Raw genomic sequence first — 25104 nt, forward strand, 5'->3', positions numbered from 1 at the left:
CGGGCGGCGTTTCCTTTTGTCGCAAATGGCTTTGCTCGCAAAGATTTGAAAGCGGACCGTCATGGTCTAATATAGAAGGCGCAAAGGGCGCCCGGCGCCGAGCGGACGAAAGACGATGCAAGCCCACGATCAAGGCGACAATCTTCCCCAAGGCGGTGCTGCCGGGACCGAGGCCGACAAGGCGGAACAGCGGCCGTCCGGGAAGTTCGGCGGGCTTACTGGCAAGCTGCTGTGGCTGACGGTTGTCTGCATCATGCTCGCCGAGGTGCTGATCTTCTTTCCCTCGGTGGCCACTATGCGCCTGCGATGGCTGGACGAGAGGTTGAACGCCGCGGCTGCGGCCGCGATCGTCATCGACGGACTGCAGCCGGTGGAGCTACCGCGCGCGTTGCAGAAGGAGACGCTGGAGGCGACCGGCACCAAGGCGATCGTGCTGCGCAAAGAGGGCACCTCGCGTCTGCTGGCGACGACCGACATGCCGACCTCCGTCGACGAGCAATACGACCTGACCAATGTGCCGGCCCTGACGGCGATCAGCGATGCGCTCGATACGCTGATCTTCGGCGGCAACCGCATGATCCGCGTTTATGGCCCGGTGCAGGACACCAACACCGGCGTCGAAGTGGTGATGAAGGACAAGCACCTTCGCAATGCGATGCTTGTTTATTCCCGCAACGTTTTTCTGTTGTCGATTTTGATTTCGCTGTTCACCGCGACACTGGTGTTCTTCGCGATCAACCGCATTCTAATCCGGCCGATTCGCAAGCTGACCGGCAGCATGCAGCAATTCTCCTCCGATCCGGAAAATCCGCAGAACGTCTTTGTCGGTGATGGCGGGCGCGATGAACTCGCGGTCGCCGGCCGGCACCTGACCTCGATGCAGATGGAACTGCAAAAGACGTTGAAGCAGCAGAAGAACCTGGCCGCGCTCGGTCTTGCTGTCTCGAAGATCAATCACGACATGCGCAACATCCTGGCCTCGGCACAGTTGATGTCGGACCGTCTCGTGGATGTCGATGATCCGATGGTGAAGGCCTTTGCGCCAAAGCTGTTGCGCACCATCGATCGCGCCGTCGGTTATACGACCGAGGTGTTGTCCTATGGTCAGGCAAGCGAAGCCGCGCCTCGCCGGCGCCGCATTCGGCTTTTTGACCTGACCCAGGACGTGAAGGACATGCTGGCGATTGATGCTCAGAGCGGCATTGAGTTCATTGAACAGATGGGGCCTGAGCTCGAGGTCGATGCAGACAGCGAGCAATTGTTCCGCGTCATCCACAATCTCTGTCGCAACGCCGTGCAGGCGCTGAATGGGCAGGGTGCGGTACGCGGACCAGATGGCAGCAAGCGTATCACGGTTTCGGCCCAGCGCGTCGGCAGCGTCGTCAGCATCATCGTCGACGACACCGGCCCCGGCATGCCGCAGAAGGCCAGACAGAATCTCTTCGCCGCCTTCCGCGGCTCAGCCCGCTCCGGCGGCACGGGCCTCGGGCTGGTGATCGCCCGCGAACTGGTGCTGGCCCACGGCGGCACGATCGCGCTTGTGGAAAAGCCCTCGGTCGGAACGCAGTTTCGCATCGAGATTCCAGACCGCCCGGTATCCCTGGACGATTACCGCAGCCGCGCGCTCCACGAAAAGTGATGCATTTCTGCGCATTTCGGTTCTGCACCACCAAAGTCGCGATTTTTTCAGAAAGCCTATTGCAATCCCCGGAAGGACCCTTTAGAGAACCGCCCACGCAAGCGGTTCGGCCGCTTCCGGCACGCACCCGTAGCTCAGCTGGATAGAGCACCAGACTACGAATCTGGGGGTCAGGAGTTCGAATCTCTTCGGGTGCGCCATTTTCTCTATAGCTACTGTGGGTGGCAAATGAGAGCCGGTATGAGACACGTCAGAGTGACGCTCATTGCCTTCATGGACCACAGTCCTCAAGAAATACCCAATCTGCTTGACGTTTCGCACTCTTCCGCTCTTCTGGTGTCTGTCAGCGCCGGAGTGGCAATCTCCGCGTCTTGACCCATCACTTTCTCGGCAATCCGGGGGGCGATGTCTGCGATAACCGAGCGGGCATGCTAAAAGGATGATCTAGCTCGCGGACCGTGCACCCTTGACTGCATCGAACGCCCTGCAACGGGCGGCATGTACTGGGAAATTCATTCTGCCGAAAACATATAGAAACGGGACGCAGCGATGAGGCTGCGCGCCGCTAATGGCGCTGCGGGTGGCGCATATCATAGAGCGCCAGCAATAAGATATTGGTTTCCAGTTTCATCCTCTCCAGTGCGCCGTTTCACGCCATTCCAGACGAAGAATCGCTCATACGGGATCACTCGGGATAAGACTCAACGCCCTCCGGCGCCGCCTTGTGGAAGAGGATGAATACCAGGGGGTTGCCGGGCTCGGACATTGCATCGCTGCGCTGGCCCGTTATCTCTCCGGCCACGCCGCTCGTATACTCCGCGACCACTTCGCCGAAGCTATTGCGCTGGATGGCCACCTTCTGTCCGGGTTCGACCTTGTCGTTGAGCTTGACCAAATGCTCGACGATCCCGCCCTGGGTTGCCAGGATCGGCAACGCACTGTTGCCGACGAAGACATTCACGTCCTTGGCTGTCCGGCCCATCGGCCCGGCAACGATGCCGTGATGCTTGAGGACGTTCATCGTGCCTTCCACGAACAGCGAGATCATCTCGATGTCCAGAACGCGAGCAGCGCCAATCTCCGGCGTAAAGGACGGTATGCCCGCGTCCATAAACGCGTTGTGCAAGACACCGGGATAGACATGGTTGTCGAAGATCTGGCCGACGGGATAGAGCTCCACCATCGCCTTGACCTCGGGCACATCCATGCCGCCAATATTAAATGCGGTGACTTCGAATCCGGTTGTTCCGGTGTGGAAGTCGATCGCGAAGTCGGCGTTCGGCCGCAGCAGCCGGTTGAACAGCAGCCCGGCGTGTCGGCTAGGCGCGGCGGCACCGTTCTCGTTCCCGGGCCATTCCCGATTCATATCGATCAGATCTAGGCCCCTGCCGTGATTGGGCCACCTTCGCTGCATGTTTTCAATGGCCGGGCGTGCCACGTCGGTGACCGCCATGACCGTGCCCGACATCTGCGCCGGATCGAGCTGGTTCATCACGGTCTGGACCGTGTGAATGTTACTCATTTCGTCGCCATGCACACCACTGGTCAGGACGCCGCGCTTACCCGGCCTTGCCCCCTTGGCGACCGTCACAGACACATACCAGTGCTGACCCGTGGGCATCTGCGCACCCTGAAAATATAAGAAGTGCTTCTGCCCCGGCTCCAGGTCGTTGACGTCGAGCGTGCTGACGACTTTTTTCCCCTGGATAACATCGCCGGTATAGGCCGTTCCTGATGCCGGATGGGCAGCGGGTGTCGCTGTGTCCTGGGCATTCGCAGCACCAGCGTTGACGGCGAGGGTAGCCGACGCGCCGACCGTGGCAATAGATGCAATCAACAGATCGCGGCGATCGATGCCTTTCTTCGATTTGTCCGACATGATGGAGGCCCTTTGTGATTTGAAAAGCTACGTTAGAACAACGGCGTGCACATCGGTCGCGAAAATCCCGCGCGACTTCAAACTAGGGTATGCTGCTGAACTGGCAAGGTTGCGTAATTTCTGCGAAGCTATGCCGGGGCTGAATCTTGCGGTGTCGTTCGGCAAGATCCGGAGATAGCGCGACGTAGGCCTGCCGCTTAAAAATCGACAGCGATAACAATTATATACCCAGTTCGCATTCTCATCTCGTCCGGTGCGCCATTTCTTTCCGAGGCCTGCCAAAAAAGAGATGGCAGCGAGCGTCGCGTCCGGTATGCGCCCCTTAACGTACCAGCCGGCAGGATTGGCCGACTTTTCGGGCCGTATCGAGTCCAGCGTCGGTAGCCCCTGCAATCACAACATTACGGCCGGTGACTGAAGCGGGCGATTTGCGCATTCTTCATGAGGTTGCGAAAGTTGGGTCCGCTGACATGCACCAGCGTCGTGTGGTCGCCGCCCTCGAAATAGACGTCGCTGGCGTTGCCGAGGCTTTCGTCGAGGATAACAGGCACGTTGTAGGCCGATCCGATCGGCGGAACTGCGCCAATGTCGCAATCGGCGAAAAGTGAGCTGACCTCATCTTCTGAGGCGAGGCCGAGACGCTTGTTCATCAGATCCTGCAAAGTACTGAGCTCGATCCGGTGTGTGCTCGGAACAACGGCCAGGACGTATCCCATTTCATGATGTACGACGACGGACTTAGCCAGCCGGCTGCCCGGAACATGGGCGGCTTGTGCCGATTGGCTGGTTGTCGCTGTTCGATGATGAGGGACGGTGTCGTAGGCGATACCTTCACCGTCGATATAATCCTGAAGTTTCCTTGCGATAGTCATCTTGGGCACCCCTTATATTGCGCGGGGAAGCATAGAAGGCATTCTCCTCTCATCGCCTGCGAAGTCAACGGCGAATGGCCGCAGCTGCCTGCGGCGGGTTCCGTTGGCCGATGACCGCCACGGGCAAGGGCGGTCACCTCGTCACTCCAGTGCTCCGCAGGCAGTCGACACGCGTCAGTTATCGCCGGCTTCAGCAGAGGCTCTCGGCTCGCCGCGCATGGCCAGCGCCTCGTTCGTCGAGAGTACAGAGGCATAGGCAAAGGCGAGCCCCGCCATGAATGCCGCGTGCGCCTGAGCGGCAGGGACCAGCGTGCCGTTGAATTCGAGGTCGCGCATTGCGCAGGCATCATGGATGACGGTTACCCGATAGCCGAAATCGCTGGCCGCCCGCGTCACGGCATCGATGCACATGTGTCTCATGCTGCCGACGACCGTGACGTCCTCGATGCCATCGCGGTCGAGTGTCGCCTTTAGATCCGTTTCACGGAACGAGTTGACATGGTTCTTGACAATGACCGTCTCGCCGGGCCGGTTTAGCACCTTCGGGTGGATCTGCGCGCCCTCCGAACCGGCCAGGAAAAAGGCGGCATTCTCGCCGACGGACTCATGTCTGATGTGGATGACAAGTTCGCCTGCATCGCGGGCTGCCGCGATGATCCGGGCGGCATTGTCGGCGGCCGTTTCGGCGCCGCTCAACGGCCACTTGCCGTTCGGAAAATAATCGTTCTGAATGTCGACGACGATGAGGGCTCGCTTGTGCATGTCCTTGTATCCTTTCATTCCTTCGGGGGACGACCCCCGTCCGTTGATGGACAAACTATGTCTGAAGCGGCATGGTGTGGATTGGCGAAATTGACATTATCAAGGTCAAAACTGACAAATGAGCCCGACCGACCTGCCGGCCGAGATCGGTATCCTGCTTTATCCGAACGTCCAGCTCGCAGCCGTCTACGGCCTGACCGATCTCTTCAACCTGGCCAATCGGTTCGCAACGGCCCGGCAATCGTCGCGAAGCCCCGCCCTGCGTGTAAGTCATTGGCGAGGGACAGAAGCCTCGGTGGCTGTCGAGCGCGTATTCGATACCGCACCCGGTACCCCGCCAGGATCGCCGACCGCACTCATCCTGCCTCCAACCTTCGGCGAGCCGATGACATCGGAGGAAGCCGTTCCGTTGGCGCGTTGGCTTTGTGAGCGGCATGCCGAGGGAACGACGCTTAGTTCCGTCTGCATCGGCGCCTTCCTGCTTGCCGAAACGGGTCTCCTGGCGCACCGCATGGCCACGACCCACTGGGTCTATGCGGAATTGCTGGCGCAGCGTTTTCCTAAGGTGCGGGTCGACACCGACAAGCTCATCATCGATGACGGCGATGTCATTACGGCCGGCGGCCTGATGGCCTGGACCGATCTCGGCCTCAAACTCGTCGACAGATTGTTAGGATCGACCATCATGCTTGAGATCGCGCGCTACCTTCTCGCCGATCCGCCGGGCAGAGAACAGCGCTGCTACAGCAGTTTCTCGCCGCGCCTGAACCATGGCGACGAGCAGATCCTCAAGGTGCAGCACTGGCTGCACGCGAGCGGTGCGCGCGAGGTGACGCTTGCGGCGATGGCGGAGCGCGCCCGCCTGGAGGAGCGCACTTTCCTGCGTCGTTTCCGCAAGGCGACCGGCCTTCGACCGACTGAATATTGTCAGCACCTGCGGGTCGGCAAGGCGCGGGAAATGCTGGAGTTCTCGAACCGCACGGTTGAGCAGATAGCCGTTGCAGCCGGTTACGAGGACACGGGCGCTTTTCGGAAGGTGTTCCAGAGGATCACCGGGCTGTCACCGGGAGACTACCGCAGCCGCTTCGGGGTGAGTGGGCGAACATAGTCTGAGGTCCGCCACCAGGGCCGGCTGGCTAGCTTGGCGCAATATTGCGAAGCGATGGTGAGGTCGGCGCTGCGCGCGTGCAGCGATTCATGGCGCATGGCCGGAGGGAATATGCTGAGGAGTACGGTGCAAGCGTTGGCGTTGTGCGCGGTTGTTGCGGCGCTTGCCGGCTGCGTCGATGCCAATGCGCCGATCCTGGTGCCAGTCGCCGCGCCCTTTGACCCACCGCTCAACCTGCCGGGCATCGCGCATCACATCTGCACCGCCGATGGCAATTTCATGTACCGCGAGGCGAAGAAGCAATACGAACTGCGCGCCGGCATGACTGGCTATCCGATCGATCCGGCCGAGGAGGAAGCGAACGCGACCGCTGCCGCACACCGGCAGTATGTCACATGCCTGTCGAGCCAGGGATACCGTATCTACGACAGATAAGTTCGGCTCGGTGAGTTTACCTTCGAGGGGCACTGGATCGCTCGATGCGCCATCTCGGCGTCGAGTGCGCAGTTGCGTGCGACCAAGGACCTACACATCACGCGCAGTCGCTGTCGATCACGACCGCAGGAGGCTGCGTGTGATCGCGGAACTTTACTACGACAGAACGCATTTTTCTCAGGTAAATCCGAAAGGAGGGTTTATCATGAAAATGTCCAGATTCGCTTCCGCCCTGTTGGCTGGAACTCTTCTCGCGCTGGCATCCATCACTCCCGTTCAGGCGGCACCTGTGCAGCAGGTTCCTCTCCCACGTGCCTCGAATATCGAAATGGTGCAATACAATCAGCAGCGGGCAGGCTATTTGAACGGCTATCGTGGTTCGCGCACTGAGCGTGCCGGTACCCGCCGCGGTCCGGATGGCTATTGGTATCCGCTGGCAGCCTTCGGTGTCGAGGGCGGCACCACAGGTTCGATCGGCAATCAGCAGGTGCGGCCGATGCAACGGCAAACCTACTGCCAAAACTCGTTCGGCGGCACCAATGGCGATGGCAGCATGCCATGCGATAGCGGCTATTGATCGCGTTGGGCCAAAGGGAAAGGCGGGACGATCTCCCGCCTCTCCCATCATCGATTTTTTTCAATTTCTGGTGATATTTTCGCGGCGGCATGGCGCGCCAGCGGCCCGGGCGCCATCTGGTAGAATGTGAGCCGCCCTCTGAGCAGATTTGGCCTGCTTCGCCTAGGAAATTGACTAACTGATCAAAAATGCCGCAAAAAGAGGCTGCATGGCCAGCTAAGCTATGCGCAAAATGCATTGCTGCATTGCGGTAATCTCCCTATTCCTGATCGAAACAATGGGCTATCTATTATCTCGAAGGCAGCGCACTCCTCCTCCCAGCGCTCCTTCATCGGACTGACAACACTCCTCCTCCCAGTTGTCAGTCAGGATCAAGAGCCCGGTGCACCTCCTCCCGCGCCGGGCTCTTTTCTATTTCAGCCCCCATGAATCCTCTTCGTCGGTGAAGCTCCGACGCTTGCCGCGATCCGATCTGCTGAAGGCTGCCGCAGACCGCCAGGATGCCACGAGGCATGGCGGCGTCGGGAAGTTTGTGCTCCGCGAAAAATTCCCGTAGGCAATCGTCAGCGATCTGATATATCAGGCCTATCGAGCTGTATCGACAATCCACGCCGGAAACGGCAGACAAGAACTGGATGAAGCACGTCGGCAAGACGACCGCGTCGCTGCTGTCGGAGGCCTCGATACATCGCCGGACAGACTTTCGCGTTGATGGCGGCATCACGCGGCACGCTTGAGAGGAGTTGACTGATGAGATGGAAGCGCACGATCCAGCTTCTGGACGTTCACGCCGAGGGTGAAATCGGCAAGGTCGCGATCGGCGGTGTGCCGAAGATTCCTGGCGATACCGTCGCCGAGCAGCTGAACTGGCTGAACACCGATCCGAAGGGCCAGGAACTGCGCCGCTTCCTCTGCCTCGAGCCGCGCGGCGCGCCGATCGGCTCCGTCAATCTGCTGCTGCCGCCGAAGCATCCGGATGCCGACGCGGCCTTCATCATCCTGCAGCCGGACCAGGCGCATGCAAGCTCGGGCTCGAACTCCATCTGCGTCACCACCGCATTGCTGGAATCCGGTATCGTCGAGATGAAGGAGCCGGAAACCGTCATCACGCTGGAGACGGCCGCCGGTCTCGTCAAGGCGACGGCATCCTGCCGCGACGGGCGCTGCGAGAAGGTGAAGCTCACCATGGTCCCGTCTTTCGTGCACGAGCTGGATGTGGAGGTCGACACGCCGCACTGGGGCAAGATTAAGGTCGATCTCTGCTACGGCGGGATCTTCTACGCGCTGGTCGACGTGGGTCAGATCAACCTGACAATCGAGAAGGGCAATGCCGCTTCCCTGGTGCAGGCAGGCATGGTGTTGAAGGAGCTGATCAACCGCAGTATTGCGGTTGTCCATCCTGAAATCCCCGCAATCTCGGGCGTTGCCTATGTCATGTTCCGCGACCTCGAGGCGGACGGTACCGTTCGTACATGTACCACCATGTGGCCGGGCCGGGCCGATCGTTCGCCTTGTGGCACCGGCAACTCTGCCAATCTCGCGGCGCGGCATGCGCGCGGCAAGGCAAAGGTCGGCGATGTCTTCAAGTCGCGCTCGATCATCGGCTCGGAGTTCGAAGTTGGACTGCTGGCGGAAACCGAGGTCGCCGGTCGTCCCGCGATCGTTCCCACCATCACAGGCCGTGGTTTCACCTTCGGCCTTTCGCAGGTCGCGCTCGATCCCTTCGATCCGCATCCGGGCGGCTTTGCCCTGACAGACGTGTGGGGGCCATTGGCCGGCGAGATCTAACGCTTAGTAGGTGAACGGGTCGACCTCTGCCTTCTCAACGGCATGATCGGCCGCCTGCTCTGGGTAGATGACGCCCTTGCGCAGGATGATATTGGCATAAAGTCGGGGCTCGCTGGTCTGGATCACGGCATGAGCGGCCCGCACACGATTGTAAAAATCAGCACCGACGAGCGGCACGACCTGCCGATGCGGCTCGTGGCGAGTACAGCAGTCGATCATTTCCTCATGAACCGGGTCGAGCTTGTCGCGCTCGGCCTTGACGGTTGACCGGAAGATCGCGTCCTGGACGAAGTCGTCAATCGGCAGGACGCTCAGAACGGCATCGAGAACGGGCACGATGCCGTGGCCATCGAGGCGGATTAATCGGCGGGCATGTTCGATGCCGGGATAATTGCCGTCGACGATGGCGATTTCGTCACCATGCCCCATGGCACGCAGCGTCGAAAGCAATTCCGGGCTCAGAAGCGGGTTAAGTCCCTTCAGCATTTTCGACCTCCTTGAATAGAACGTTCTGGTCGGTGAGATAGCGCGCGAAGATCGGTAGGCTGGCACCACCGATGGCGCGTGCATGGGCGCCGACCGCGCCTTCGATGATGTCGGGCATGACGACGCCCTGAAGATCGAGCATGGCTGCCTCGTGGATCGTTGCCTGCACAATCCGTTCTCGCACCCATCCGGGAAAGCCGCCGTCAATCACGGCAGCACTGAAGTCAATGATCGAGGCGGCTGCGACGATTGCCTGCGCGAGCGCTCGAGCAGTATCCTGGATCCACATCTCCAGAGGCTCGCCGAAGTCGATCCAGTCGTCGGCCGAATACCAGAGAGGCTGCGGGTCGAGCCCGCGCTCGCGCAGCATGTTTTCCAGAACAAAGATTGACGCGACTTCGAGCAATTGCAGCGTTTCGCCGTTCTTGCCGCGGACGGGGAGGGGGCCGATGGCACCGGCGGTACCCGTGCGCCCGGAAAAGATAGCGGAATTGAGGACAATGCCGCCGCCGATGAAGGAGCCGATGAAGAAATAGACGAAATCGGGATAGGAAGGGCCGATACCGAACACGAGTTCCGCGCCGCAGGCACTTGTCGCGTCGTTCTGCAGGTAGACGGGGTAGGGCACGCGGGCAGCAATCTCGGCGTGAAGATCGAAATCGCGCCACACATCCATCGCGCCCTTGGGCGAACCCACTTCCTCTTCCCAGTTCCAAAGCTCGAAAGGTGCTGCAATGCCGATGCCGGCAATGCGGCTACGCTGCTTCTCGTCGAGCCGGCTCTCAAGTTCGCGGATGCCTGATGTGATGAAATCCAGGAAAACGTCGGGCAGCGGATAGGCATAGGTCTGGTGAAGCTGCAGGCGGATCTTGCCCAGGAAATCCATCAGCACCAGGTCCGCGCTGCGTCGGCCCATCTTCACGCCGAAGGAGTAAACCGCGTCGGGATTGAGTCGCATCGGGATAGACGGTTGGCCAACCCGGCCACGCACCGGCTCTCCGCGCGAGAGCAGCCCTTCCTTCTCCAACGCGCGCATGATGACGGATACCGTCTGCGCCGAAAGCCCGGTTCGGCGGGCGATATCGGCCTTGGACTGGGAGCTGTAGAGGCGCACCAGCGACAGCACAAGCCGCTCGTTATAGGCGCGCACCCTGATCTGGTTCGCGCCTCCTGCCGGACTCAAAATAGGCAGTTGAGCCGGCGTATGTACCGGACCGTCCAAAGACGACATTGGCCATCCTCCCGTCTCTTGGCCTATGCCCTATTTTCATCAAGCATGCCATATCGAATTAATAATTCAATTGGATTTATTTATTGACAAGGCAATTTCTTTCGCTCTTAATTGCCATCGTCAACGGCGCGGAACGGCTTGGAGGAGGCCGCCGGCGAGACTGCAGCGTTTCTCGCGCCTGTCAATCCGGCACCGCCAAGGGGTGGGTCGACTAATCTCGGGAGGACTAAATGAAGAAATCAGTGCTTTCTGCCGCGCTTGGCGCGCTCGCCCTCGGTGTCGCCTTTTCGGCGCCGGCAATGGCCGCGGATGTTTCCGCCTGCCTCATCACCAAGACCGACACCAATCCCTTTTTCGTCAAGATGAAGGAAGGCGCGACGGCCAAGGCCAAGGAACTGGGTGTGACGCTCAAGTCCTACGCCGGCAAGATCGACGGTGACAGCGAAAGCCAGGTTGCCGCGATCGAAAGCTGCATTGCCGACGGTGCGAAGGGCATCCTGATCACAGCGTCGGACACGAAGGGCATCGTCCCCTCGGTCAAGAAGGCCCGCGATGCAGGTCTCCTGGTGATCGCCCTCGACACGCCGCTCGATCCGGCTGACGCTGCCGACGCAACCTTCGCAACCGATAACCTGCTCGCCGGCAAGCTGATCGGCCAATGGGCCAAGGAAACGCTCGGCGACAAGGCAAAGGATGCCAAGGTTGGCTTCCTCGACCTGACGCCGTCGCAGCCGACCGTCGACGTTCTGCGTGACCAGGGCTTCATGATGGGCTTCGGCATCGACACCAAGGACCCGAACAAGATCGGCGACGAAGACGATGCGCGCATCGTCGGTCACGACGTGACGAACGGCAACGAAGAAGGCGGCCGCAAGGCGATGGAGAACCTTCTGCAGAAGGATCCGAGCATCAACGTCATTCACACGATCAACGAGCCGGCCGCCGTCGGCGCTTACCAGGCCCTCAAGGCTGTCGGCATGGAAAAGAACGTTCTGATCGTCTCGGTTGACGGCGGTTGCCCAGGCGTCAAGTCCGTCAAGGAAGGCGTCATCGGCGCCACCTCCCAGCAGTATCCGCTGCTGATGGCTTCGCTCGGTATCGAGGCGATCAAGAAGTTCGCCGACAGCGGCGAAAAGCCGAAGCCGACCGAAGGCAAGTCCTTCTTCGATACGGGTGTTTCGCTCGTCACCGACAAGCCGGTCTCTGGCCTTGAGTCGATCGACACCAAGATCGGCACCGACAAGTGCTGGGGCTAAGTCTCACGATATGAATCAAGCGCCGGCCGGGGCTTGATCCTCGGCCGGTTTCGACCGACCATAGCTGCTGTCTCAGGAGCCGGCGAACAAAGACCGGTGTCATATGGGGCACGGCTTCCGCGCGCGGTTTGGCGCGAAAGCGGAGGAGGAACAATGACCGGAGCACAGGACTTCGAACGGGTGCTTGACGGCAGCGACAAGAATGTCGCGTCGTTCGAACATCAAGCCGTACCATTTGTGAAGCGTGCGCAGCATTTTCTGCACTCGACGCCGGCCGCCGTGCCGCTGATCGTGCTGGTGCTGGCGATCATCATCTTCGGCATCGCGATCGGCGGGCGGTTCTTCTCGTCCTACACGCTGACGCTCATCCTGCAGCAGATCGCCATCGTCGGTATTCTCGGCGCCGCGCAGACGCTGGTCATCCTGACCGCGGGCATCGATCTCTCGATCGGCGTCATCATGGTGATATCAGCCGTGATCATGGGCAATTGTGCCATCACCTATGGCATCCCGACGCCGATTGCCGTGCTTGCCGGCATGCTTGTCGGCGGTCTCTGCGGCCTCCTCAACGGTTTCCTCGTTGCTTACATGAAGCTGCCGCCGTTCATCGTCACGCTCGGCACGTGGAACATCGTGATGGCCACGAACTTCATCTACTCGGCGAACGAGACGATCCGCGACACCGACGTCGACGCGCAGGCGCCGCTGCTGCACTTCTTCGCGCTCAGCTTCAAGCTCGGCAGTGCGGTGTTGACGCTTGGCGTTATTGCCATGGTGCTGCTGGTGCTCGTGCTCTGGTACATCCTCAATCACACCGCCTGGGGCCGCCACGTCTACGCCGTCGGCGACGATCCGGAAGCAGCCAAGCTCTCTGGCATCCAGACCAAAAAGGTCCTGCTCACGGTCTACACCGTCTCCGGCGTCATCGCCGCCTTCGCGGCCTGGGTATCGATTGGCCGCAACGGCTCCATCTCGCCGTCGTCGGCTGTCACCGACTACAATCTTCAGGCCATCACGGCGACTGTGATCGGCGGCATCTCGCTCTTTGGCGGTCGCGGCTCGATCCTCGGCACCCTGTTCGGCGCGATGATCGTCGGCGTGGTGTCGATGGGTCTCAACATGCTCGGCGCGGATCCGCAGTGGAAGGTGCTGCTCACCGGCGTACTCATCATCGCCGCCGTCGCAATCGACCAGTGGATCAGAAAGGTGTCGGTGTAACATGGCAAACGAACCCATTCTTTCGGCTCGGGGCCTCGTCAAGCGCTATGGACGCGTCACCGCGCTCGACAACGCCGACTTCGACCTCTACCCCGGCGAAATCCTTGCGGTGATCGGCGATAACGGTGCTGGCAAGTCGTCGCTGATCAAGGCGATCTCAGGCGCGGTCACCCCCGATGAGGGCGAGATCACGCTGGAGGGCAAGCAGGTCCACTTCAAGTCTCCGATGGAGGCGCGCGAAGCGGGCATCGAGACCGTCTATCAGAACCTCGCGCTTTCCCCGGCGCTGTCGATTGCCGACAACATGTTCCTTGGTCGCGAGATCAGGAAGCCGGGCGTGCTCGGCAAATGGTTCCGCATGCTCGACCGTCCAGCGATGGAAAAGCGGGCCCGCGACAAGCTCACCGAACTCGGCCTGATGACCATCCAGAACATCAACCAGGCCGTCGAAACGCTTTCGGGCGGTCAGCGCCAGGGCGTGGCGGTGGCGCGTGCCGCTGCCTTCGGCTCCAAGGTCGTCATCATGGACGAGCCGACGGCTGCGCTCGGCGTCAAGGAAAGCCGCAAGGTCCTGGAACTGATCCTCGACGTGCGGTCGCGCGGCCTGCCGATCGTGCTGATCTCACACAACATGCCGCATGTTTTCGAGGTCGCCGACCGCATCCATATTCATCGGCTTGGCCGCCGTCTGACGGTGATCAATCCGAAGGAATACACGATGTCCGATGCCGTGGCCTTCATGACCGGCGCCAAGTCCGTACCGACGGAGCCGGTCGCCGCATGAGCATCACCATCGAAGACATCGCCGGCGAGGTCATCGGCCGCGCCGGCGACACCAAGCGTTTCCTGATCGCCATTGCCGGTCCGCCCGGCGCCGGCAAATCCACCATGGCGGACAATCTCGCCGAGGCGCTGAGAGCGAATGGCCAAACCGTGGAAGTCCTGCCGATGGATGGCTTCCATATGGACAATGCCATTCTGATCGAACGCGGCCTGCTGGCCCGCAAGGGTATTCCGGAAACGTTCGATGTCCGCGGCTTTCTCGACATTATCCGGGCCGTGCGTCCGGCCGACCAGGAAGTATTGATCCCTGTCTTCGACCGGTCCCGCGAGATTGCCATCGCCTCGGCGCGCGTCGTCTCGCCCGAGCATCGCTTTATCATCGTCGAGGGAAACTACCTGCTTTTCAGCCAGGGCAAGTGGGCCGAACTCGAAGACATCTTCGACTACTCGGTCATGCTGGCGCCGCCGATCGAGGTGCTCGAGGAACGGCTGTGGGCGCGCTGGCGCGGCTACAAGCTGAGTGAGGAAGAAGCGAACGCCAAGGTCTACGGCAATGATCTGCCCAATGGCCGGTTAATTCTCGGCAATCGCCGCCGCGCGGATGTGACGCTCGACATAGCCTGATCAGCCCGCCTTCGGGCTGGAGCGCAGGACTTGCGGCTCCCGATGGAATCGTTGCAGGTTCACCTTCATGCAACTTTTGCTCTAAAGCAAACCTGTGCGGTATGGAGGGAGCGCGCATGAGCTTTACGGAAGCCGTCTTGTCAGTCTTCTCGAAATACGCCGTCGTCAGCGGCCGCGCCGGCCGACCGGAATTCTGGTGGTTTGCACCCTTCAACGTCATCGCCTCCCTGATCCTGGCCGTCATCGACAAGTTCCTCTTCGGCTACGAAATACTTGGCGCCATCTACGGCCTTGCCCATGCTGCTTCCCGGCCTCGGCGTGGCGGTGCGCCGTCTCCATGATATCGGCCGTTCTGGTTGGTGGCTTCTGGTTGGCATCATTCCGCTGGTGGGCTGGATCGTCCTGCTCGTCTGGTATCTCGGCCGCGGCACGCCCGGCTCCAACGAATACGGCGCGCCTGCCTGAAAAACCGCCGGCAAAGTGTTTGCCATGCAGCGCATCGGGGTGATAATGCGCAGGGCTGAACCTTATAGGCCAGCCCGCGGAGTTTCAGCGCATGCAATCGATCACCATCCGTCGCCCCGATGATTGGCACCTGCACCTGCGTGACGGGGCCATGTTGGAAGGCGTGATCGGCGATACGAGCCGCGACTTCGCCCGCGCGATCATCATGCCGAACCTGGTACCGCCGGTGGTTACAACTGCCGATGCGGAGGCCTATCGCGGCCGCATCATGGCGGCGCTGCCGAAGGGCGACAAGTTCCAGCCGCTGATGACGCTCTACCTGACGGAGCATACGAATCCCGATGACGTCGAGGCGGGCAAGACGAGCGGGCTGATCACGGCGGTCAAGCTCTACCCGGCCGGCGCCACCACCAACTCCCACGGCGGCGTGCGCGATATCGAAAAGGCGATGCCGGTGCTGGAGCGTATGGCAAAGATCGGCCTGCCGCTTTGCGTCCACGGCGAGGTGACTGCGCCAGAGGTCGACATTTTCGACCGCGAGGCTGTGTTCATCGAAACCGTGCTCGATCCGCTCCGCAAGCGTCTGCCTGAACTCAAGGTAACGATGGAGCACGTCACCACCAAGGACGGCATCGACTACATCAAGTCCGCGAAGAGCAATCTCGCAGGCTCGATCACGACGCACCACCTGATCATCAATCGCAACGCCATCCTCGTTGGCGGCATCCGCCCGCACTACTACTGCCTGCCGGTCGCCAAGCGCGAGAACCACCGCCTCGCCCTCCGTGCCGCCGCAACGAGCGGCGATCTGCGCTTCTTTCTCGGCACGGATTCAGCCCCGCACGTCGACCCATTGAAGGAATGCGCCTGCGGCTGCGCCGGCATCTACACCTCGATCAATACGATGAGCTGCCTTGCGCACGTCTTCGAACAGGAAAATGGGCTCGACAGGCTCGAGGCCTTCGCATCGCTGAACGGACCTGCTTGGTATGGCCTGCCGGTCAACGAAGAAAGAATAACGCTGGTCAAGCGCGACGAACCCGTCAGGTTTCCGGCGAAAGTTGAAACCGGCGCCGGCCTTGTTACCGTTTTCGATCCAATGTTCCCGCTTTACTGGGACGTTGATCGCTAAGGATCGTCTACCATTCACGCAATTTTTACTCGCCTCTTCTTCGAGGGCGGCGCAGCTATGCTATTCGCGTAATGATACTGATTTAAATGCATGATTTTTTAACGAAATAAGTAAGACATTCGTCATAGCAAACCCGTAGGCTTCGCACGAATGAGGGACGCGGCAGCCGTCGCGATTTTTGAAGCATGACGCTTGATTACAATTCCCTTTTGATGGCGCTTGCAGTCTCGGCCACGTGCCTTGCCGTGACGCTGCTGGGCAGCTGGTTTGCGCGCCGCTCCGAGACTTTCCTATTGAGCTGCACGCTGGGGCTCGTCTTTATCGTCAGCGGCATCGTTGCGTATGGTCTGTATGTCGACAATCCGGTTGTGGCGTTTGGTGTTGTCTCGTTCGTACTTTTGCACGCGGGCTTTGCAACCGTCTGGGGGGCCGGCTATCAGTTCCGTACCGGCAGGCTGCCGCGTGTTGCCGTCGTCGCCTGCGCCCTCGCGGCAATGGTCGTTTCCATACCACCGCTGCTGATCGGTTATGACGGGCTCGCATTTATGGCCGACAACGCGGCGATCGCTGCTATGCTCTTCGCTACCGCCTATCAGTATTGGCGGGCGCGGTCAGTGGCGCCGGCGCCCCCCTGACCGGAATTACCGCCCTGTATTGCCTGACGGCGATCTCCTTCGTCCTGTGTGCCGCCGTCCTGATCGCCGATGGAAAAATGGTGCTGGGCGTTGCTCCGAGCAATTGGGCCGAGGATCTCAGCCTTGCAATCTGTATCGCCAGCATGACCGGCATCGGCGCCCTGTCGCTGGCGCTTCACCAGTGGCGGCTCGCTGCACGGCACCGCTTGGATGCCATGACGGATCCGCTGACCGGGCTCGTGAACCGTCGCGCGCTTTTCGATTGCTACGGACAGGGGCTGATGGGACCGGCCACCGCGGTGCTGATCTTCGATCTCGACCACTTCAAGTCCATCAACGACACCTTCGGGCATGCTGGGGGCGACCGTGTGCTGAAGGTTTTCGCCGCCGAGCTCGCGGCGAACTGCCGAACCGGCGATACCGCCGCGCGCCTTGGCGGCGAGGAGTTTGCGCTGGTTCTGAAGGAGATCATGCCGGGCCGCGCCGAAACGGTGGCCGAGCGCATTCGCAAGGCCTTCGCCGGCCGCGAGATCTACCTCGACGATGAAACCCTCGCATGCACGGTCAGTGTCGGTGTCGCGCCGGGGCGCTCCACACCGATGGATTTCGACGCCATGCTGAGTGCGGCCGACAAGGCGCTCTACGCGGCCAAGCGCGCGGGCCGGAACCGGATCGAACTCGCAAGCCATCTCCATGCCGTGCCGGCGGGTGCGGCTCGCACCGGCTCTTGATCGAAAACCTCAGCTCGCCTATTGTCGCCGTCGGCCGGATGCGGCCAGCCGCCCCGCGGCGCGAAAGCGCGATGGTGAATGCATCCAGATACATCCTTCACATCCTTGCCGTTTGGCGATTGATGGCGAACGGGTCAGCAGTCGCGGGCACTGATCATCCTGTTTGCCGCCAACGGAAAGAATGAACCATGCGCGATTTTCGCGACGCCAAGCTGATGGCGAAAGCTCTGCGGCAGGCTCTGGCTGCCCGCGACATAGACTTCACCCATAGCGAAACCCTGGAGATCGTTGCCCGCCAGTTCGGGTTCGATCAGTGGAATATCCTCTCGGCCAAGCTTGAAGAGCCGGAAGCGGCAACGCCCGCGATTGCCATTCAGCCGCCGATCCCGATTTTCCGCATCTTCGACGTCGCCAAGGCGAAGGAGTTCTATTGTGGCTTTCTCGGCTTCGCGCTGGATTGGGAGCACCGCTTCGGCGATCATTTCCCGCTCTACTGCCAGGTGTCGAGAAGCGGCATGATCCTGCATCTCAGCGAACATTCCGGCGATGCCAGCCCCGGCGCTCGCGCCTTCGTGCCCGTCACGGGCGTTCGTGCCTTGCAGTCCGAGCTCTCGGCCAAGCAATATCGCTACATGAAGCCAGACCTGCAGGAGGTGCCTTGGGGCCTCGAAATGGAGGTCATCGACCCCTTCAACAACCGGCTCACCTTCTGCGAACGGACGTAATGCCGTCAGGCGGGAGGTATCCCCCTCCCGCCTTATTTCACACGAGCATCAAGGCGCGCACGAAGGCGATTGAGGCGAGCAGTGAGGCGATCGTCCTCACATGGTTCCACCATGTCCAATCCTTGAGATAGGCCGTCCAGAGCGCGGTGGCCTCGGCGCCGCTGCCGCTGACTTTCACCAGCGCGTCGTTCATCGGCACGTTGAAGACGATCGTCGAGAGGAACGATGCAAACACGTAAAGCACTGCTCCGGCCAGCATCCAGACGCTGACGCCACCGCGCCAGTTGAAGAACGCGAAGGCAGCGATCACGAGGCACAGGACCACGGTCGGTACGAAAAGCAGCATGAAGGGCGAGCGCACGATCGTGACATTGATGGAGTTCATCGCCGCTATGCCTTGCTCAGTGGGAATGCGGGCGAACGACGTCATGATAAAGGTCGAGAACGCAAAGAAGATGCCAGCAACCAGGCCGCTGCCGATCGCAGCGGCCGCCAAAGCGATACTGAGTACAAGCGTCACTATCCTACCTGCCATGTCCCATTGGCAGCAGCTTCGCGTGCATAGTCACCGAAATCCTTGGCGGGGCGGCCGAGAATTTCTGCGACTCCATTCGCAACCCCCGAATTTCTGCCATCGAGCACCTGCGTGAAGAGCTCTTCGAGCAGGTCGATCATGCCTTTCGGCAGCCCGGCGGCAGCAAGTCCCTCTTTGAACTCTGCCATGGATATCTGCTGATAGGCGATATCCCTGCCGCATGCTTCCGCGATCTCGGCGACCGCTTCGCAAAAGGTCAGCGCGCGCGGGCCGGTCAGTTCGTAGGTCTTGTCAACATGGCTGGCATCGGTCAACGCCGCAACGGCCGCATCGGCGATGTCGTCGGTATGGATGAAAGGCTCCTTCACAACACCTGTTGGAAGAGCCAGTTTGCCTGCAGCGACCTGCTCGGCAAAGGCGCCTTCGCTGAAATTCTGGCAGAACCATGATGCCCGCAGGATGGTGTAGCCGATGCCGGACGCCTTGAGCGCTTCCTCGGCGTGTTGCGCGCCTTCCTCGCCGCGGCCCGATAACAGGACGATATGGGTGAGACCGCAGTCGATGGCGGTGCGGGCGAGCGCACCGATCGCATCAGCTGCCCAGGAGACGGCAAGGTCGGGCTGGAAGCTCACGTAGGCGCGCTTTGCGCCGGTAAGGGTTGCTGCCCAGTCCGCCCGCTTCTCCCAATCGAATGGGCGAGCACTGGAGCGCGAGGCAACGCGGAAGCCAAGACCTCTCTTCGCCAGCCGGTCTGCGATGCGGCCGCCTGTCTTGCCTGAGCCGCCGATGAGGACGATTTCGGAATTCTGCATGGGACCACTCCTCCGATTTAAATACGAGAAAGTCTCTCATTTGCAAAATGAGATAAACTCTCTTATTTTGTTCGTCAAGTGAAAAACGGAGGATGGAATGGGCGAAGAGGTTGCCGTCAGACGTAGAAGACAGCCGGAACCGACCGGCCAGCCGCGCCGGATTCCGCAGCAGAAGCGCGGCCGGGAGCGCTTCGAAAAGATCCTGTCGGTGGCGCTGGCGCTGATCGAGAAGAATGGCAGCGATGCGCTGAAAATGAGCGAGATCGTTGAAAAGGCTGAGCTATCCTTTGGTGCGCTCTACCAGTATTTCCCGGACAAAAGCTCGATCATCCGCACGCTTGCCGAACGCTTCAACGGACAGGGCAGGGCTTGCGTCAAGGCCGAGCTTGCAACGGTGACGGATGCCGCAACACTACGGCAGGCGCTTTGCAACATTGCCGACCAATATTACGACTTCTTCCGTCAGGAGCCCGTGATGCGTGACATATGGGTCGCCACCCAGGCCGATCGGCTGCTGCAGGAGATCGATGCCGACGACATGGAGTTTCACGCTCAGGCGTTGTTTTCCGTTCTTGCAAAGCTGGAGCCGGAGCGGCGCAAGGCCGAGCTGCTTGCCATCGCCAGGCTTACTATGCAGCTTCTTGCAGCGGCCGTTCGTTACGCGATTTCGCTGGATGATGTGGACGGACGGGCCGCGATTGCGCTTTACCAGCGGATGCTGCCCACCGCTATCGCCCGGCTGTCGTAGTCGCTACAGCGATTCATTCCCGTGTGGATTTGGTCGCGTTGGCGCAATCGGCTCAGGTCGGCAGAAAGCTGCGCATCGCAAAATACCCGACGGCTCCGAGCACGACTGCCGCCGCCGATGCCTCACCGAGTGCCATCGCGTACTCCCGGCGCCCCGCGGTGAAGGCAAGCACCACCTTCGTCACCGTGTTGACCGCGACGGCGATCAGGATGACATCGGCTGCCGTCGTCACGTCGATCGTCGAGCCGACGAGGCGTGCGGTGGAAAGCGTGATGGCATCGACGTCGACGAGGCCGGAGATCGCAGCCACGACGAAGAGCGCGGATGGCCCGACATAATCGATCGCCATCTTCGAGACGAGGCTGATGAGGCCGAGCAGCAACGCAAAGGAGATGACGGTTCTGAGCTCGAAGGGGTTTTTTAGATCGATCTCCGGTGCCTCAGTCGCTGTCTTGGAACGCCACACCGAAAACAGGCCGGCCGCCAGGAAACCGATGATCGCCGGGACGAGCGCGGAAGCGAGCGGCATCAGCATGGCGAAGGAGAGCGCGCTGGCGATGACGAGAACACGCGCGAAGGAGAGGGCGCCGGCAATGCCTGCCCCGGCCGCAAGGTGCCGTGCGCCCTCGGGGGCTTCCGCCGAATAGCGGGCGAAGGAGAGTGTCAAGGCGGTCGACGAGACAAGTCCGCCCGCGGCCCCCGCCAGCAGAACGCCACGGCCCGTGCCCATCAATCGAATCGCGGCATAGCCGGCGAAGGACAAAGCTGCGATGGTGATCGTCAGCAGCCAGAGCGAGTGGGGATTGAGCGCGTCCCAGGGATCGAGCGCCCCGTCTGGCAGCAGCGGCAGCGCGATCACGGTCATTGCAAGCAGCATAAGGGCGGAGCGGAGTTCAACCCAGGTCAACCCTCTAAGAAAGCCATGCAGGCTGTGGCGGGCCGCAAGAATTGCTGTCGTTGCGACGCCGCCGGCGGCCGCAGTAACAATGTCGCCGACGGCAGCCAGAACGCCGAGCCCGAACACCACAAGGGCGGCCACGACCGATGTGATGCTGTAGTCTTCGTTCTCCTTTGTCTCCTGCCACTTGCCGGCAATGTAGACGAGACCCAGAAGCACAGCGATTGTCGCCGGCAGAAGGGGACCGGTCATGGACTGAAGTGTTCCGGCTATTCCGCCGAGAAAGCCGGTCAGGCCGAAAGTGCGGATACCCGCAGTCCTGCCTCCCGCGCGAATATCACGCTCCTGCCAACCTCGCTCGACGCCGACGAGCAGGCCGATGGCAAGTGCGACGCCGAGGCGCTGGAAAACTTCGATATGGTCCATCGCATGACGATATCGCCGCCGCGCGGGTGCGCAAGCGCAAATATCTGAAAGAATTGATGCATTGCGGATCTGCGTGCCGCGAACATGGCTTTCGTCAGCGTTTCTTGAGCGGGGGACACCCTATCTTCCTCGATCATCAAGGCGTTTTTGCCGTCATTCTCGGTATGGAACCACTCGCTGTTCTGGAAACTTGCCGCGCTTGCTGCTATTGGCCCATAAATTTGACCAAAGGAGAGAGCGATGATCCAGGCGACATTCACCGACCGCGCAGTCATGGCGGAACTCGTGGCGAAGATGCTCTGGGAGATCAAGGCGGTGCACTTCAACGCGGCGCAGCCTTACAAGTTCGCCTCCGGTATGGCGAGCCCCGTCTACATCGATTGCCGCAAGCTGCTGTCCTTCCCGCGCGTCCGCTCGACCGTCATGGATTTTGCCGCCAGCGTCGTGTTGCGCGAGGCCGGTTTCGAGCAGTTCGATTGCGTGGCCGGCGGCGAGACAGCAGGCATTCCCTTTGCGGCATTGCTCGCCGATCGCCTCAGCCTGCCGATGATCTATGTCCGCAAGCAGCCGAAGGGTCACGGCCGCAATGCGCAGATTGAAGGCAATATGCCGGAAGGCTCGCGCGTGCTTGTCATCGAGGACCTGACGACCGCCGGCGGCAGCATGTTCAAGTTCATCGATGCCGTTCGCGCTGCCGGCGGCGTGGTCGATCACGGCATAGCGCTCTTTTACTACGGCATTTTCGACGAAGGCGCGCTGCGCTTTGCCGATGGCAAGGTGAAGCTGCACTACATCGCGACTTGGCGCGATGTGCTGGCGGTCGCAAAGGCTCTAAAGCTGTTCGACGAGAACACGTTGAGCGAAGTGGAAGCCTTCCTTGATGCGCCGCTTGCCTGGTCGGGACGCAACGGGGGCATTTCATCACTTTGAATGAAGAATTGCGTCGCGGTGCTTTGCTTTTGCCACGAAATTATCTAATCGATTTGAATACCGATGGATCGTAATGCATGGGAGGCCGGAATGATTTTGTGCTGTGGTGAAGCGCTGATTGACATGTTGCCGCGGGAGACGACTCTCGGCGAGAAGGGCTTTGCCCCTTATGCCGGCGGTGCAATCTTCAACACGGCGATCGCGCTCGGCCGCCTCGGAATTCCGACGGCTTTCTTCACCGGCCTCGCCGATGACATGATGGGCGAGATTTTGCGCGATACGCTGAAGGCGAGCAACGTCGATTTCGGCCTCTGCGCCATCACGCCGCGCCCGTCCACGGTCGCTTTCGTCAAGCTGGTCAACGGCCAGGCAACCTACGCCTTCTACGACGAAGGCACGGCCGGCCGCATGATCACCACCGACGATCTGCCTGTCCTCGGCGACGATTGCGAAGCGCTGCATTTCGGCGCGATCAGCCTCATCCCGAGCCCTTGCGGCGAAACCTACGAGGCGCTGCTCGACCGCGAATGCGATAAGCGCGTCATTTCGCTGGACCCCAACATTCGCCCCGGCTTCATCAAGAACAAGGAAGTCCACATGGCGCGTATCAAGCGCATGGCGTCCAAGTCGGATATCCTGAAGTTCTCAGATGAGGATCTGGATTGGTTTGGCCTCGAAGGCAGCCACGACGATCTGGCCGCCTACTGGCTGCAGCAGGGCGCCAAGCTCGTCGTCATCACCAAGGGTGCGGAAGGCGCTTCCGGTTACACCAAGGAGCGCAAGGTCACCGTGCCGAGCCAGCGCGTCACCGTCGTCGATACGGTCGGCGCGGGCGACACCTTCGATGCCGGCGTACTTGCTTCTCTGAAGATCGGCGATCTGCTGACCAAGGTGAAGGTCGCCTCGCTCAGCGAGAAAGCCCTGCACAACGCCCTCTCGCTCGGTGCGAAGGCCGCTGCCGTTACGGTCTCGCGCGCCGGCGCCAATCCACCTTGGGCGAAAGAAATCGGCATCTGAGACAGGCTATAGCCGGTCGAGGAAGCTGAGCACTTCGCGGTTGAAGTGCTCAGGTCGCTGCAGCGGCGCGAAATGGCTTACGTCTGGAATGAGGATCAGTTCGGCATCGGGAATGCTGCGCGCAAGATAGTCGGCGTGCTCGCGCTTGATGAATTCGTCATTCTCTCCGAGAACGACCGCCACCGGCACCTTGATGCCGGCAAGGTCAGCAGCCGTGTAGTTCGGCTCGGTCTGCATCATCTGCGACACATCGGTCACGAAGCTATCGAAGGCGTCGGGTGTGGCCGACAGTGCCTGGTAGTCTTTCCTGTGGCGGCTGAAGCAACGATCGATGACCGGCGTCGGCCGGAACTCCAGCGTGCCGCTCGGATCCATGTTGCAGGCAAAAAAGAAGACACCGGAGACACGGTCCGGCCGCCTGTCGGCAAGTATCAGCGCCGTGCAGGCGCCGTCGCTCCAGCCGACGAGGGCGGTCCTTGCGAGGTCCAAATGATCCATGACGGCGAGCACGTCTTCGGCCATCTGAGCATAGTGGAACGGCCGGTCGTCGCGGGTGCTGCGGCCGTGCCCGCGGCTGTCGATGACGACCGCCTGCCGGCCCGAAGCGACCAATGCCGGCACCTGATAACCCCAGTTCCTGGCATTGCCGAGCCCGCCATGCAGCAGCATGACGGCGGGGCCGGAACCGTAGGTCGCGTACCAGATGCGAGCCCCGTCGTTCTCGACGAAGCCTTCATCCTTGGGTTTTGCTAACGGTGCCGCGCCATGTGCGTCGAAATCTACAAGTTCGTCGTCCGTCACGTACATTCAACCTCTCCTGAAGCGTATACTAAGAACGCGTTGTGAGGTCGAATTTCGACACTGCCAATAAAAAAATTGGTCGCAATGATCGGCGCTGCTGCTTTTGGGCTGAGCAGCCTTCTGATCTCCGGCATTCGCCCGCCCCCAACCGAAGAGATTCTATGCCCGCATGGGGCAGGAGAGGGCTGTGGCCAGGAAGACACCCTGGCATGTCATACTTAATAGACGGCTAATATTCATATCCGTAGGTTCGACGTTTAACGTTGGAGGAGAAAATGATTCTACGGTTGGACGGTCAAGGCTGGTCACTCGGCAGCGTCGAAGCGGGACATTGCTCGGCGGCGACCAAGGCTGCAGTCAAATGTGCGCTGGAGGTGGCATCGGAGTTCGATAGCACGCAGATCATTGTTTCAATGCTTGGCGACTTCGTCGTGCTTGAAGGGTTCGTCCGATGTCGCGGCGATGACGAACTTGCGGTGGATGTTGCCGCCTCAATCGTCGGGTCGGAACATGTTCACAATCGGCTGATATGCCGCGGCTTCCCGAAGCGGCCGAGCTAGAGGGCGGTCGAGACTGCGTTCCTTGCTTTCG

At 60.8% G+C, this 25104-nt stretch carries 26 protein-coding genes, 1 tRNA gene and 1 pseudogene; 19 read left to right on the forward strand and 9 right to left on the reverse strand.

Going from position 1 to position 25104, the window contains the following annotated elements; all coding sequences use genetic code 11:
• The first annotated feature begins 115 nt into the window (after positions 1-115).
• Together LPU83_RS40850 and LPU83_RS40855 are read left to right on the forward strand one after the other, a co-directional pair.
• Positions 116-1639, forward strand: coding sequence for an ATP-binding protein (locus tag LPU83_RS40850; RefSeq protein ID WP_024316740.1), 1524 nt, complete (start codon positions 116-118; stop codon positions 1637-1639).
• Positions 1640-1762: 123 nt separating this feature from the next.
• A tRNA-Arg gene (locus LPU83_RS40855) sits at positions 1763-1839 on the forward strand.
• A 485-nt stretch (positions 1840-2324) separates the two neighbouring features.
• On the opposite strand, the gene LPU83_RS40860 is transcribed toward LPU83_RS40855, so the two are convergent.
• The 3 genes from LPU83_RS40860 to LPU83_RS40870 all read right to left on the reverse strand — a co-directional run bounded on the left by LPU83_RS40860 (position 2325) and on the right by LPU83_RS40870 (position 5152).
• Entirely contained in the window at positions 2325-3518 is a 1194-nt protein-coding gene (locus tag LPU83_RS40860) for a M14 family metallopeptidase (RefSeq protein ID WP_024316739.1), read from the reverse strand.
• A gap of 401 nt (positions 3519-3919) precedes the next feature.
• Entirely contained in the window at positions 3920-4390 is a 471-nt protein-coding gene (locus LPU83_RS40865; protein ID WP_024316738.1) for an aminoacyl-tRNA deacylase, read from the reverse strand.
• A 174-nt stretch (positions 4391-4564) separates the two neighbouring features.
• Positions 4565-5152, reverse strand: coding sequence for a cysteine hydrolase family protein (locus LPU83_RS40870; protein ID WP_024316737.1), 588 nt, complete (start codon positions 5150-5152; stop codon positions 4565-4567).
• Positions 5153-5270: 118 nt separating this feature from the next.
• Here LPU83_RS40870 and LPU83_RS40875 point away from each other — a divergent pair, with 118 nt between their 5' ends.
• The 4 genes from LPU83_RS40875 (at position 5271) to LPU83_RS40890 (ending at position 9060) form a co-directional block, all read left to right on the forward strand.
• Positions 5271-6260 (forward strand): GlxA family transcriptional regulator, encoded by a 990-nt coding sequence (locus LPU83_RS40875; protein WP_024316736.1) that lies wholly within the window; start codon positions 5271-5273, stop codon positions 6258-6260.
• A gap of 111 nt (positions 6261-6371) precedes the next feature.
• Positions 6372-6695 (forward strand): hypothetical protein, encoded by a 324-nt coding sequence (locus tag LPU83_RS40880; RefSeq protein ID WP_024316735.1) that lies wholly within the window; start codon positions 6372-6374, stop codon positions 6693-6695.
• A gap of 205 nt (positions 6696-6900) precedes the next feature.
• Positions 6901-7272: a hypothetical protein gene (locus LPU83_RS40885; protein WP_024316734.1), complete on the forward strand. Its 372-nt coding sequence runs from the start codon at positions 6901-6903 to the stop codon at positions 7270-7272.
• 750 nt (positions 7273-8022) lie between these two features.
• Positions 8023-9060 carry a 4-hydroxyproline epimerase gene (locus tag LPU83_RS40890; protein WP_024316733.1) on the forward strand — a complete coding sequence of 346 codons (1038 nt, stop codon included), beginning with the start codon at positions 8023-8025 and terminating at the stop codon, positions 9058-9060.
• A 3-nt stretch (positions 9061-9063) separates the two neighbouring features.
• Here the strand turns inward: LPU83_RS40890 and LPU83_RS40895 are convergent, their stop codons facing one another.
• On the reverse strand, positions 9064-9546 hold the full coding sequence (locus LPU83_RS40895; RefSeq protein WP_024316732.1) for an RbsD/FucU family protein: 483 nt from the start codon (positions 9544-9546) through the stop codon (positions 9064-9066).
• On the reverse strand, positions 9530-10777 hold the full coding sequence (locus tag LPU83_RS40900; protein WP_024316731.1) for an ROK family transcriptional regulator: 1248 nt from the start codon (positions 10775-10777) through the stop codon (positions 9530-9532). Before LPU83_RS40900 ends, LPU83_RS40895 begins: the two co-directional genes overlap by 17 nt.
• A gap of 230 nt (positions 10778-11007) precedes the next feature.
• Between LPU83_RS40900 and LPU83_RS40905 the strand changes: the two genes are divergently transcribed.
• From LPU83_RS40905 to LPU83_RS40940, 9 genes and pseudogenes are all read left to right on the forward strand, one after another.
• Entirely contained in the window at positions 11008-12033 is a 1026-nt protein-coding gene (locus LPU83_RS40905) for a sugar ABC transporter substrate-binding protein (RefSeq protein WP_024316730.1), read from the forward strand.
• 153 nt (positions 12034-12186) lie between these two features.
• Entirely contained in the window at positions 12187-13251 is a 1065-nt protein-coding gene (locus tag LPU83_RS40910) for an ABC transporter permease (protein ID WP_024316729.1), read from the forward strand.
• A 1-nt stretch (position 13252) separates the two neighbouring features.
• Entirely contained in the window at positions 13253-14035 is a 783-nt protein-coding gene (locus LPU83_RS40915; RefSeq protein WP_024316728.1) for an ATP-binding cassette domain-containing protein, read from the forward strand.
• A complete protein-coding gene (locus tag LPU83_RS40920; RefSeq protein WP_024316727.1) occupies positions 14032-14658 on the forward strand; it encodes a nucleoside triphosphate hydrolase in 627 nt (208 codons plus the stop codon). Before LPU83_RS40915 ends, LPU83_RS40920 begins: the two co-directional genes overlap by 4 nt.
• Positions 14659-14774: 116 nt before the next feature.
• On the forward strand, positions 14775-14999 hold the full coding sequence (locus LPU83_RS75725; protein ID WP_231052197.1) for a DUF805 domain-containing protein: 225 nt from the start codon (positions 14775-14777) through the stop codon (positions 14997-14999).
• Positions 14956-15123: a DUF805 domain-containing protein gene (locus tag LPU83_RS75730; RefSeq protein ID WP_425301910.1), complete on the forward strand. Its 168-nt coding sequence runs from the start codon at positions 14956-14958 to the stop codon at positions 15121-15123. Before LPU83_RS75725 ends, LPU83_RS75730 begins: the two co-directional genes overlap by 44 nt.
• A gap of 91 nt (positions 15124-15214) precedes the next feature.
• Positions 15215-16255 (forward strand): dihydroorotase, encoded by a 1041-nt coding sequence (pyrC, locus tag LPU83_RS40930; RefSeq protein ID WP_024316726.1) that lies wholly within the window; start codon positions 15215-15217, stop codon positions 16253-16255.
• Between the two features lie 185 nt (positions 16256-16440).
• Positions 16441-17621 (forward strand): annotated as a pseudogene (locus LPU83_RS40935) (GGDEF domain-containing protein).
• 188 nt (positions 17622-17809) lie between these two features.
• Positions 17810-18346, forward strand: a complete 537-nt coding sequence (locus LPU83_RS40940; RefSeq protein WP_024316725.1) for a glyoxalase superfamily protein — start codon at positions 17810-17812, stop codon at positions 18344-18346.
• Between the two features lie 37 nt (positions 18347-18383).
• Here LPU83_RS40940 and LPU83_RS40945 read toward each other — a convergent pair whose 3' ends face one another.
• A complete protein-coding gene (locus tag LPU83_RS40945) occupies positions 18384-18881 on the reverse strand; it encodes an anthrone oxygenase family protein (protein WP_374046202.1) in 498 nt (165 codons plus the stop codon).
• On the reverse strand, positions 18866-19693 hold the full coding sequence (locus tag LPU83_RS40950) for an NmrA family NAD(P)-binding protein (RefSeq protein WP_024316723.1): 828 nt from the start codon (positions 19691-19693) through the stop codon (positions 18866-18868). Before LPU83_RS40950 ends, LPU83_RS40945 begins: the two co-directional genes overlap by 16 nt.
• Before the next feature lie 97 nt (positions 19694-19790).
• Between LPU83_RS40950 and LPU83_RS40955 the strand changes: the two genes are divergently transcribed.
• Complete coding sequence (locus LPU83_RS40955; protein ID WP_024316722.1) at positions 19791-20441, forward strand: TetR/AcrR family transcriptional regulator; 651 nt, start codon at positions 19791-19793, stop codon at positions 20439-20441.
• A gap of 52 nt (positions 20442-20493) precedes the next feature.
• On the opposite strand, the gene LPU83_RS40960 is transcribed toward LPU83_RS40955, so the two are convergent.
• Positions 20494-21765 carry an MgtC/SapB family protein gene (locus LPU83_RS40960; RefSeq protein WP_024316721.1) on the reverse strand — a complete coding sequence of 424 codons (1272 nt, stop codon included), beginning with the start codon at positions 21763-21765 and terminating at the stop codon, positions 20494-20496.
• 240 nt (positions 21766-22005) lie between these two features.
• Between LPU83_RS40960 and LPU83_RS40965 the strand changes: the two genes are divergently transcribed.
• Together LPU83_RS40965 and LPU83_RS40970 are read left to right on the forward strand one after the other, a co-directional pair.
• A complete protein-coding gene (locus LPU83_RS40965; protein WP_024316720.1) occupies positions 22006-22695 on the forward strand; it encodes an orotate phosphoribosyltransferase in 690 nt (229 codons plus the stop codon).
• A gap of 90 nt (positions 22696-22785) precedes the next feature.
• Positions 22786-23712, forward strand: a complete 927-nt coding sequence (locus LPU83_RS40970) for a carbohydrate kinase family protein (protein WP_024316719.1) — start codon at positions 22786-22788, stop codon at positions 23710-23712.
• Between the two features lie 6 nt (positions 23713-23718).
• Here LPU83_RS40970 and LPU83_RS40975 read toward each other — a convergent pair whose 3' ends face one another.
• A complete protein-coding gene (locus LPU83_RS40975; protein WP_024316718.1) occupies positions 23719-24519 on the reverse strand; it encodes an alpha/beta fold hydrolase in 801 nt (266 codons plus the stop codon).
• A gap of 269 nt (positions 24520-24788) precedes the next feature.
• Between LPU83_RS40975 and LPU83_RS40980 the strand changes: the two genes are divergently transcribed.
• Complete coding sequence (locus LPU83_RS40980) at positions 24789-25073, forward strand: BON domain-containing protein (RefSeq protein ID WP_024316717.1); 285 nt, start codon at positions 24789-24791, stop codon at positions 25071-25073.
• Positions 25074-25104: the final 31 nt, after the last annotated feature.

It is taken from the genome of Rhizobium favelukesii, assembly GCF_000577275.2.
In the GTDB taxonomy this organism is placed as follows: domain Bacteria; phylum Pseudomonadota; class Alphaproteobacteria; order Rhizobiales; family Rhizobiaceae; genus Rhizobium; species Rhizobium favelukesii.

Coding starts and splice junctions, on each gene's coding strand:
- LPU83_RS40850 (WP_024316740.1), top strand. CDS start 116: ATGCAAGCCCACGATCAAGGCGACAATCTTCCCCAAGGCGGTGCTGCC.
- LPU83_RS40860 (WP_024316739.1), bottom strand. CDS start 3,518: ATGTCGGACAAATCGAAGAAAGGCATCGATCGCCGCGATCTGTTGATT.
- LPU83_RS40865 (WP_024316738.1), bottom strand. CDS start 4,390: ATGACTATCGCAAGGAAACTTCAGGATTATATCGACGGTGAAGGTATC.
- LPU83_RS40870 (WP_024316737.1), bottom strand. CDS start 5,152: ATGCACAAGCGAGCCCTCATCGTCGTCGACATTCAGAACGATTATTTT.
- LPU83_RS40875 (WP_024316736.1), top strand. CDS start 5,271: ATGAGCCCGACCGACCTGCCGGCCGAGATCGGTATCCTGCTTTATCCG.
- LPU83_RS40880 (WP_024316735.1), top strand. CDS start 6,372: ATGCTGAGGAGTACGGTGCAAGCGTTGGCGTTGTGCGCGGTTGTTGCG.
- LPU83_RS40885 (WP_024316734.1), top strand. CDS start 6,901: ATGAAAATGTCCAGATTCGCTTCCGCCCTGTTGGCTGGAACTCTTCTC.
- LPU83_RS40890 (WP_024316733.1), top strand. CDS start 8,023: ATGAGATGGAAGCGCACGATCCAGCTTCTGGACGTTCACGCCGAGGGT.
- LPU83_RS40895 (WP_024316732.1), bottom strand. CDS start 9,546: ATGCTGAAGGGACTTAACCCGCTTCTGAGCCCGGAATTGCTTTCGACG.
- LPU83_RS40900 (WP_024316731.1), bottom strand. CDS start 10,777: ATGTCGTCTTTGGACGGTCCGGTACATACGCCGGCTCAACTGCCTATT.
- LPU83_RS40905 (WP_024316730.1), top strand. CDS start 11,008: ATGAAGAAATCAGTGCTTTCTGCCGCGCTTGGCGCGCTCGCCCTCGGT.
- LPU83_RS40910 (WP_024316729.1), top strand. CDS start 12,187: ATGACCGGAGCACAGGACTTCGAACGGGTGCTTGACGGCAGCGACAAG.
- LPU83_RS40915 (WP_024316728.1), top strand. CDS start 13,253: ATGGCAAACGAACCCATTCTTTCGGCTCGGGGCCTCGTCAAGCGCTAT.
- LPU83_RS40920 (WP_024316727.1), top strand. CDS start 14,032: ATGAGCATCACCATCGAAGACATCGCCGGCGAGGTCATCGGCCGCGCC.
- LPU83_RS75725 (WP_231052197.1), top strand. CDS start 14,775: ATGAGCTTTACGGAAGCCGTCTTGTCAGTCTTCTCGAAATACGCCGTC.
- LPU83_RS75730 (WP_425301910.1), top strand. CDS start 14,956: ATGCTGCTTCCCGGCCTCGGCGTGGCGGTGCGCCGTCTCCATGATATC.
- pyrC (WP_024316726.1), top strand. CDS start 15,215: ATGCAATCGATCACCATCCGTCGCCCCGATGATTGGCACCTGCACCTG.
- LPU83_RS40940 (WP_024316725.1), top strand. CDS start 17,810: ATGCGCGATTTTCGCGACGCCAAGCTGATGGCGAAAGCTCTGCGGCAG.
- LPU83_RS40945 (WP_374046202.1), bottom strand. CDS start 18,881: ATGGCAGGTAGGATAGTGACGCTTGTACTCAGTATCGCTTTGGCGGCC.
- LPU83_RS40950 (WP_024316723.1), bottom strand. CDS start 19,693: ATGCAGAATTCCGAAATCGTCCTCATCGGCGGCTCAGGCAAGACAGGC.
- LPU83_RS40955 (WP_024316722.1), top strand. CDS start 19,791: ATGGGCGAAGAGGTTGCCGTCAGACGTAGAAGACAGCCGGAACCGACC.
- LPU83_RS40960 (WP_024316721.1), bottom strand. CDS start 21,765: ATGGACCATATCGAAGTTTTCCAGCGCCTCGGCGTCGCACTTGCCATC.
- LPU83_RS40965 (WP_024316720.1), top strand. CDS start 22,006: ATGATCCAGGCGACATTCACCGACCGCGCAGTCATGGCGGAACTCGTG.
- LPU83_RS40970 (WP_024316719.1), top strand. CDS start 22,786: ATGATTTTGTGCTGTGGTGAAGCGCTGATTGACATGTTGCCGCGGGAG.
- LPU83_RS40975 (WP_024316718.1), bottom strand. CDS start 24,519: ATGTACGTGACGGACGACGAACTTGTAGATTTCGACGCACATGGCGCG.
- LPU83_RS40980 (WP_024316717.1), top strand. CDS start 24,789: ATGATTCTACGGTTGGACGGTCAAGGCTGGTCACTCGGCAGCGTCGAA.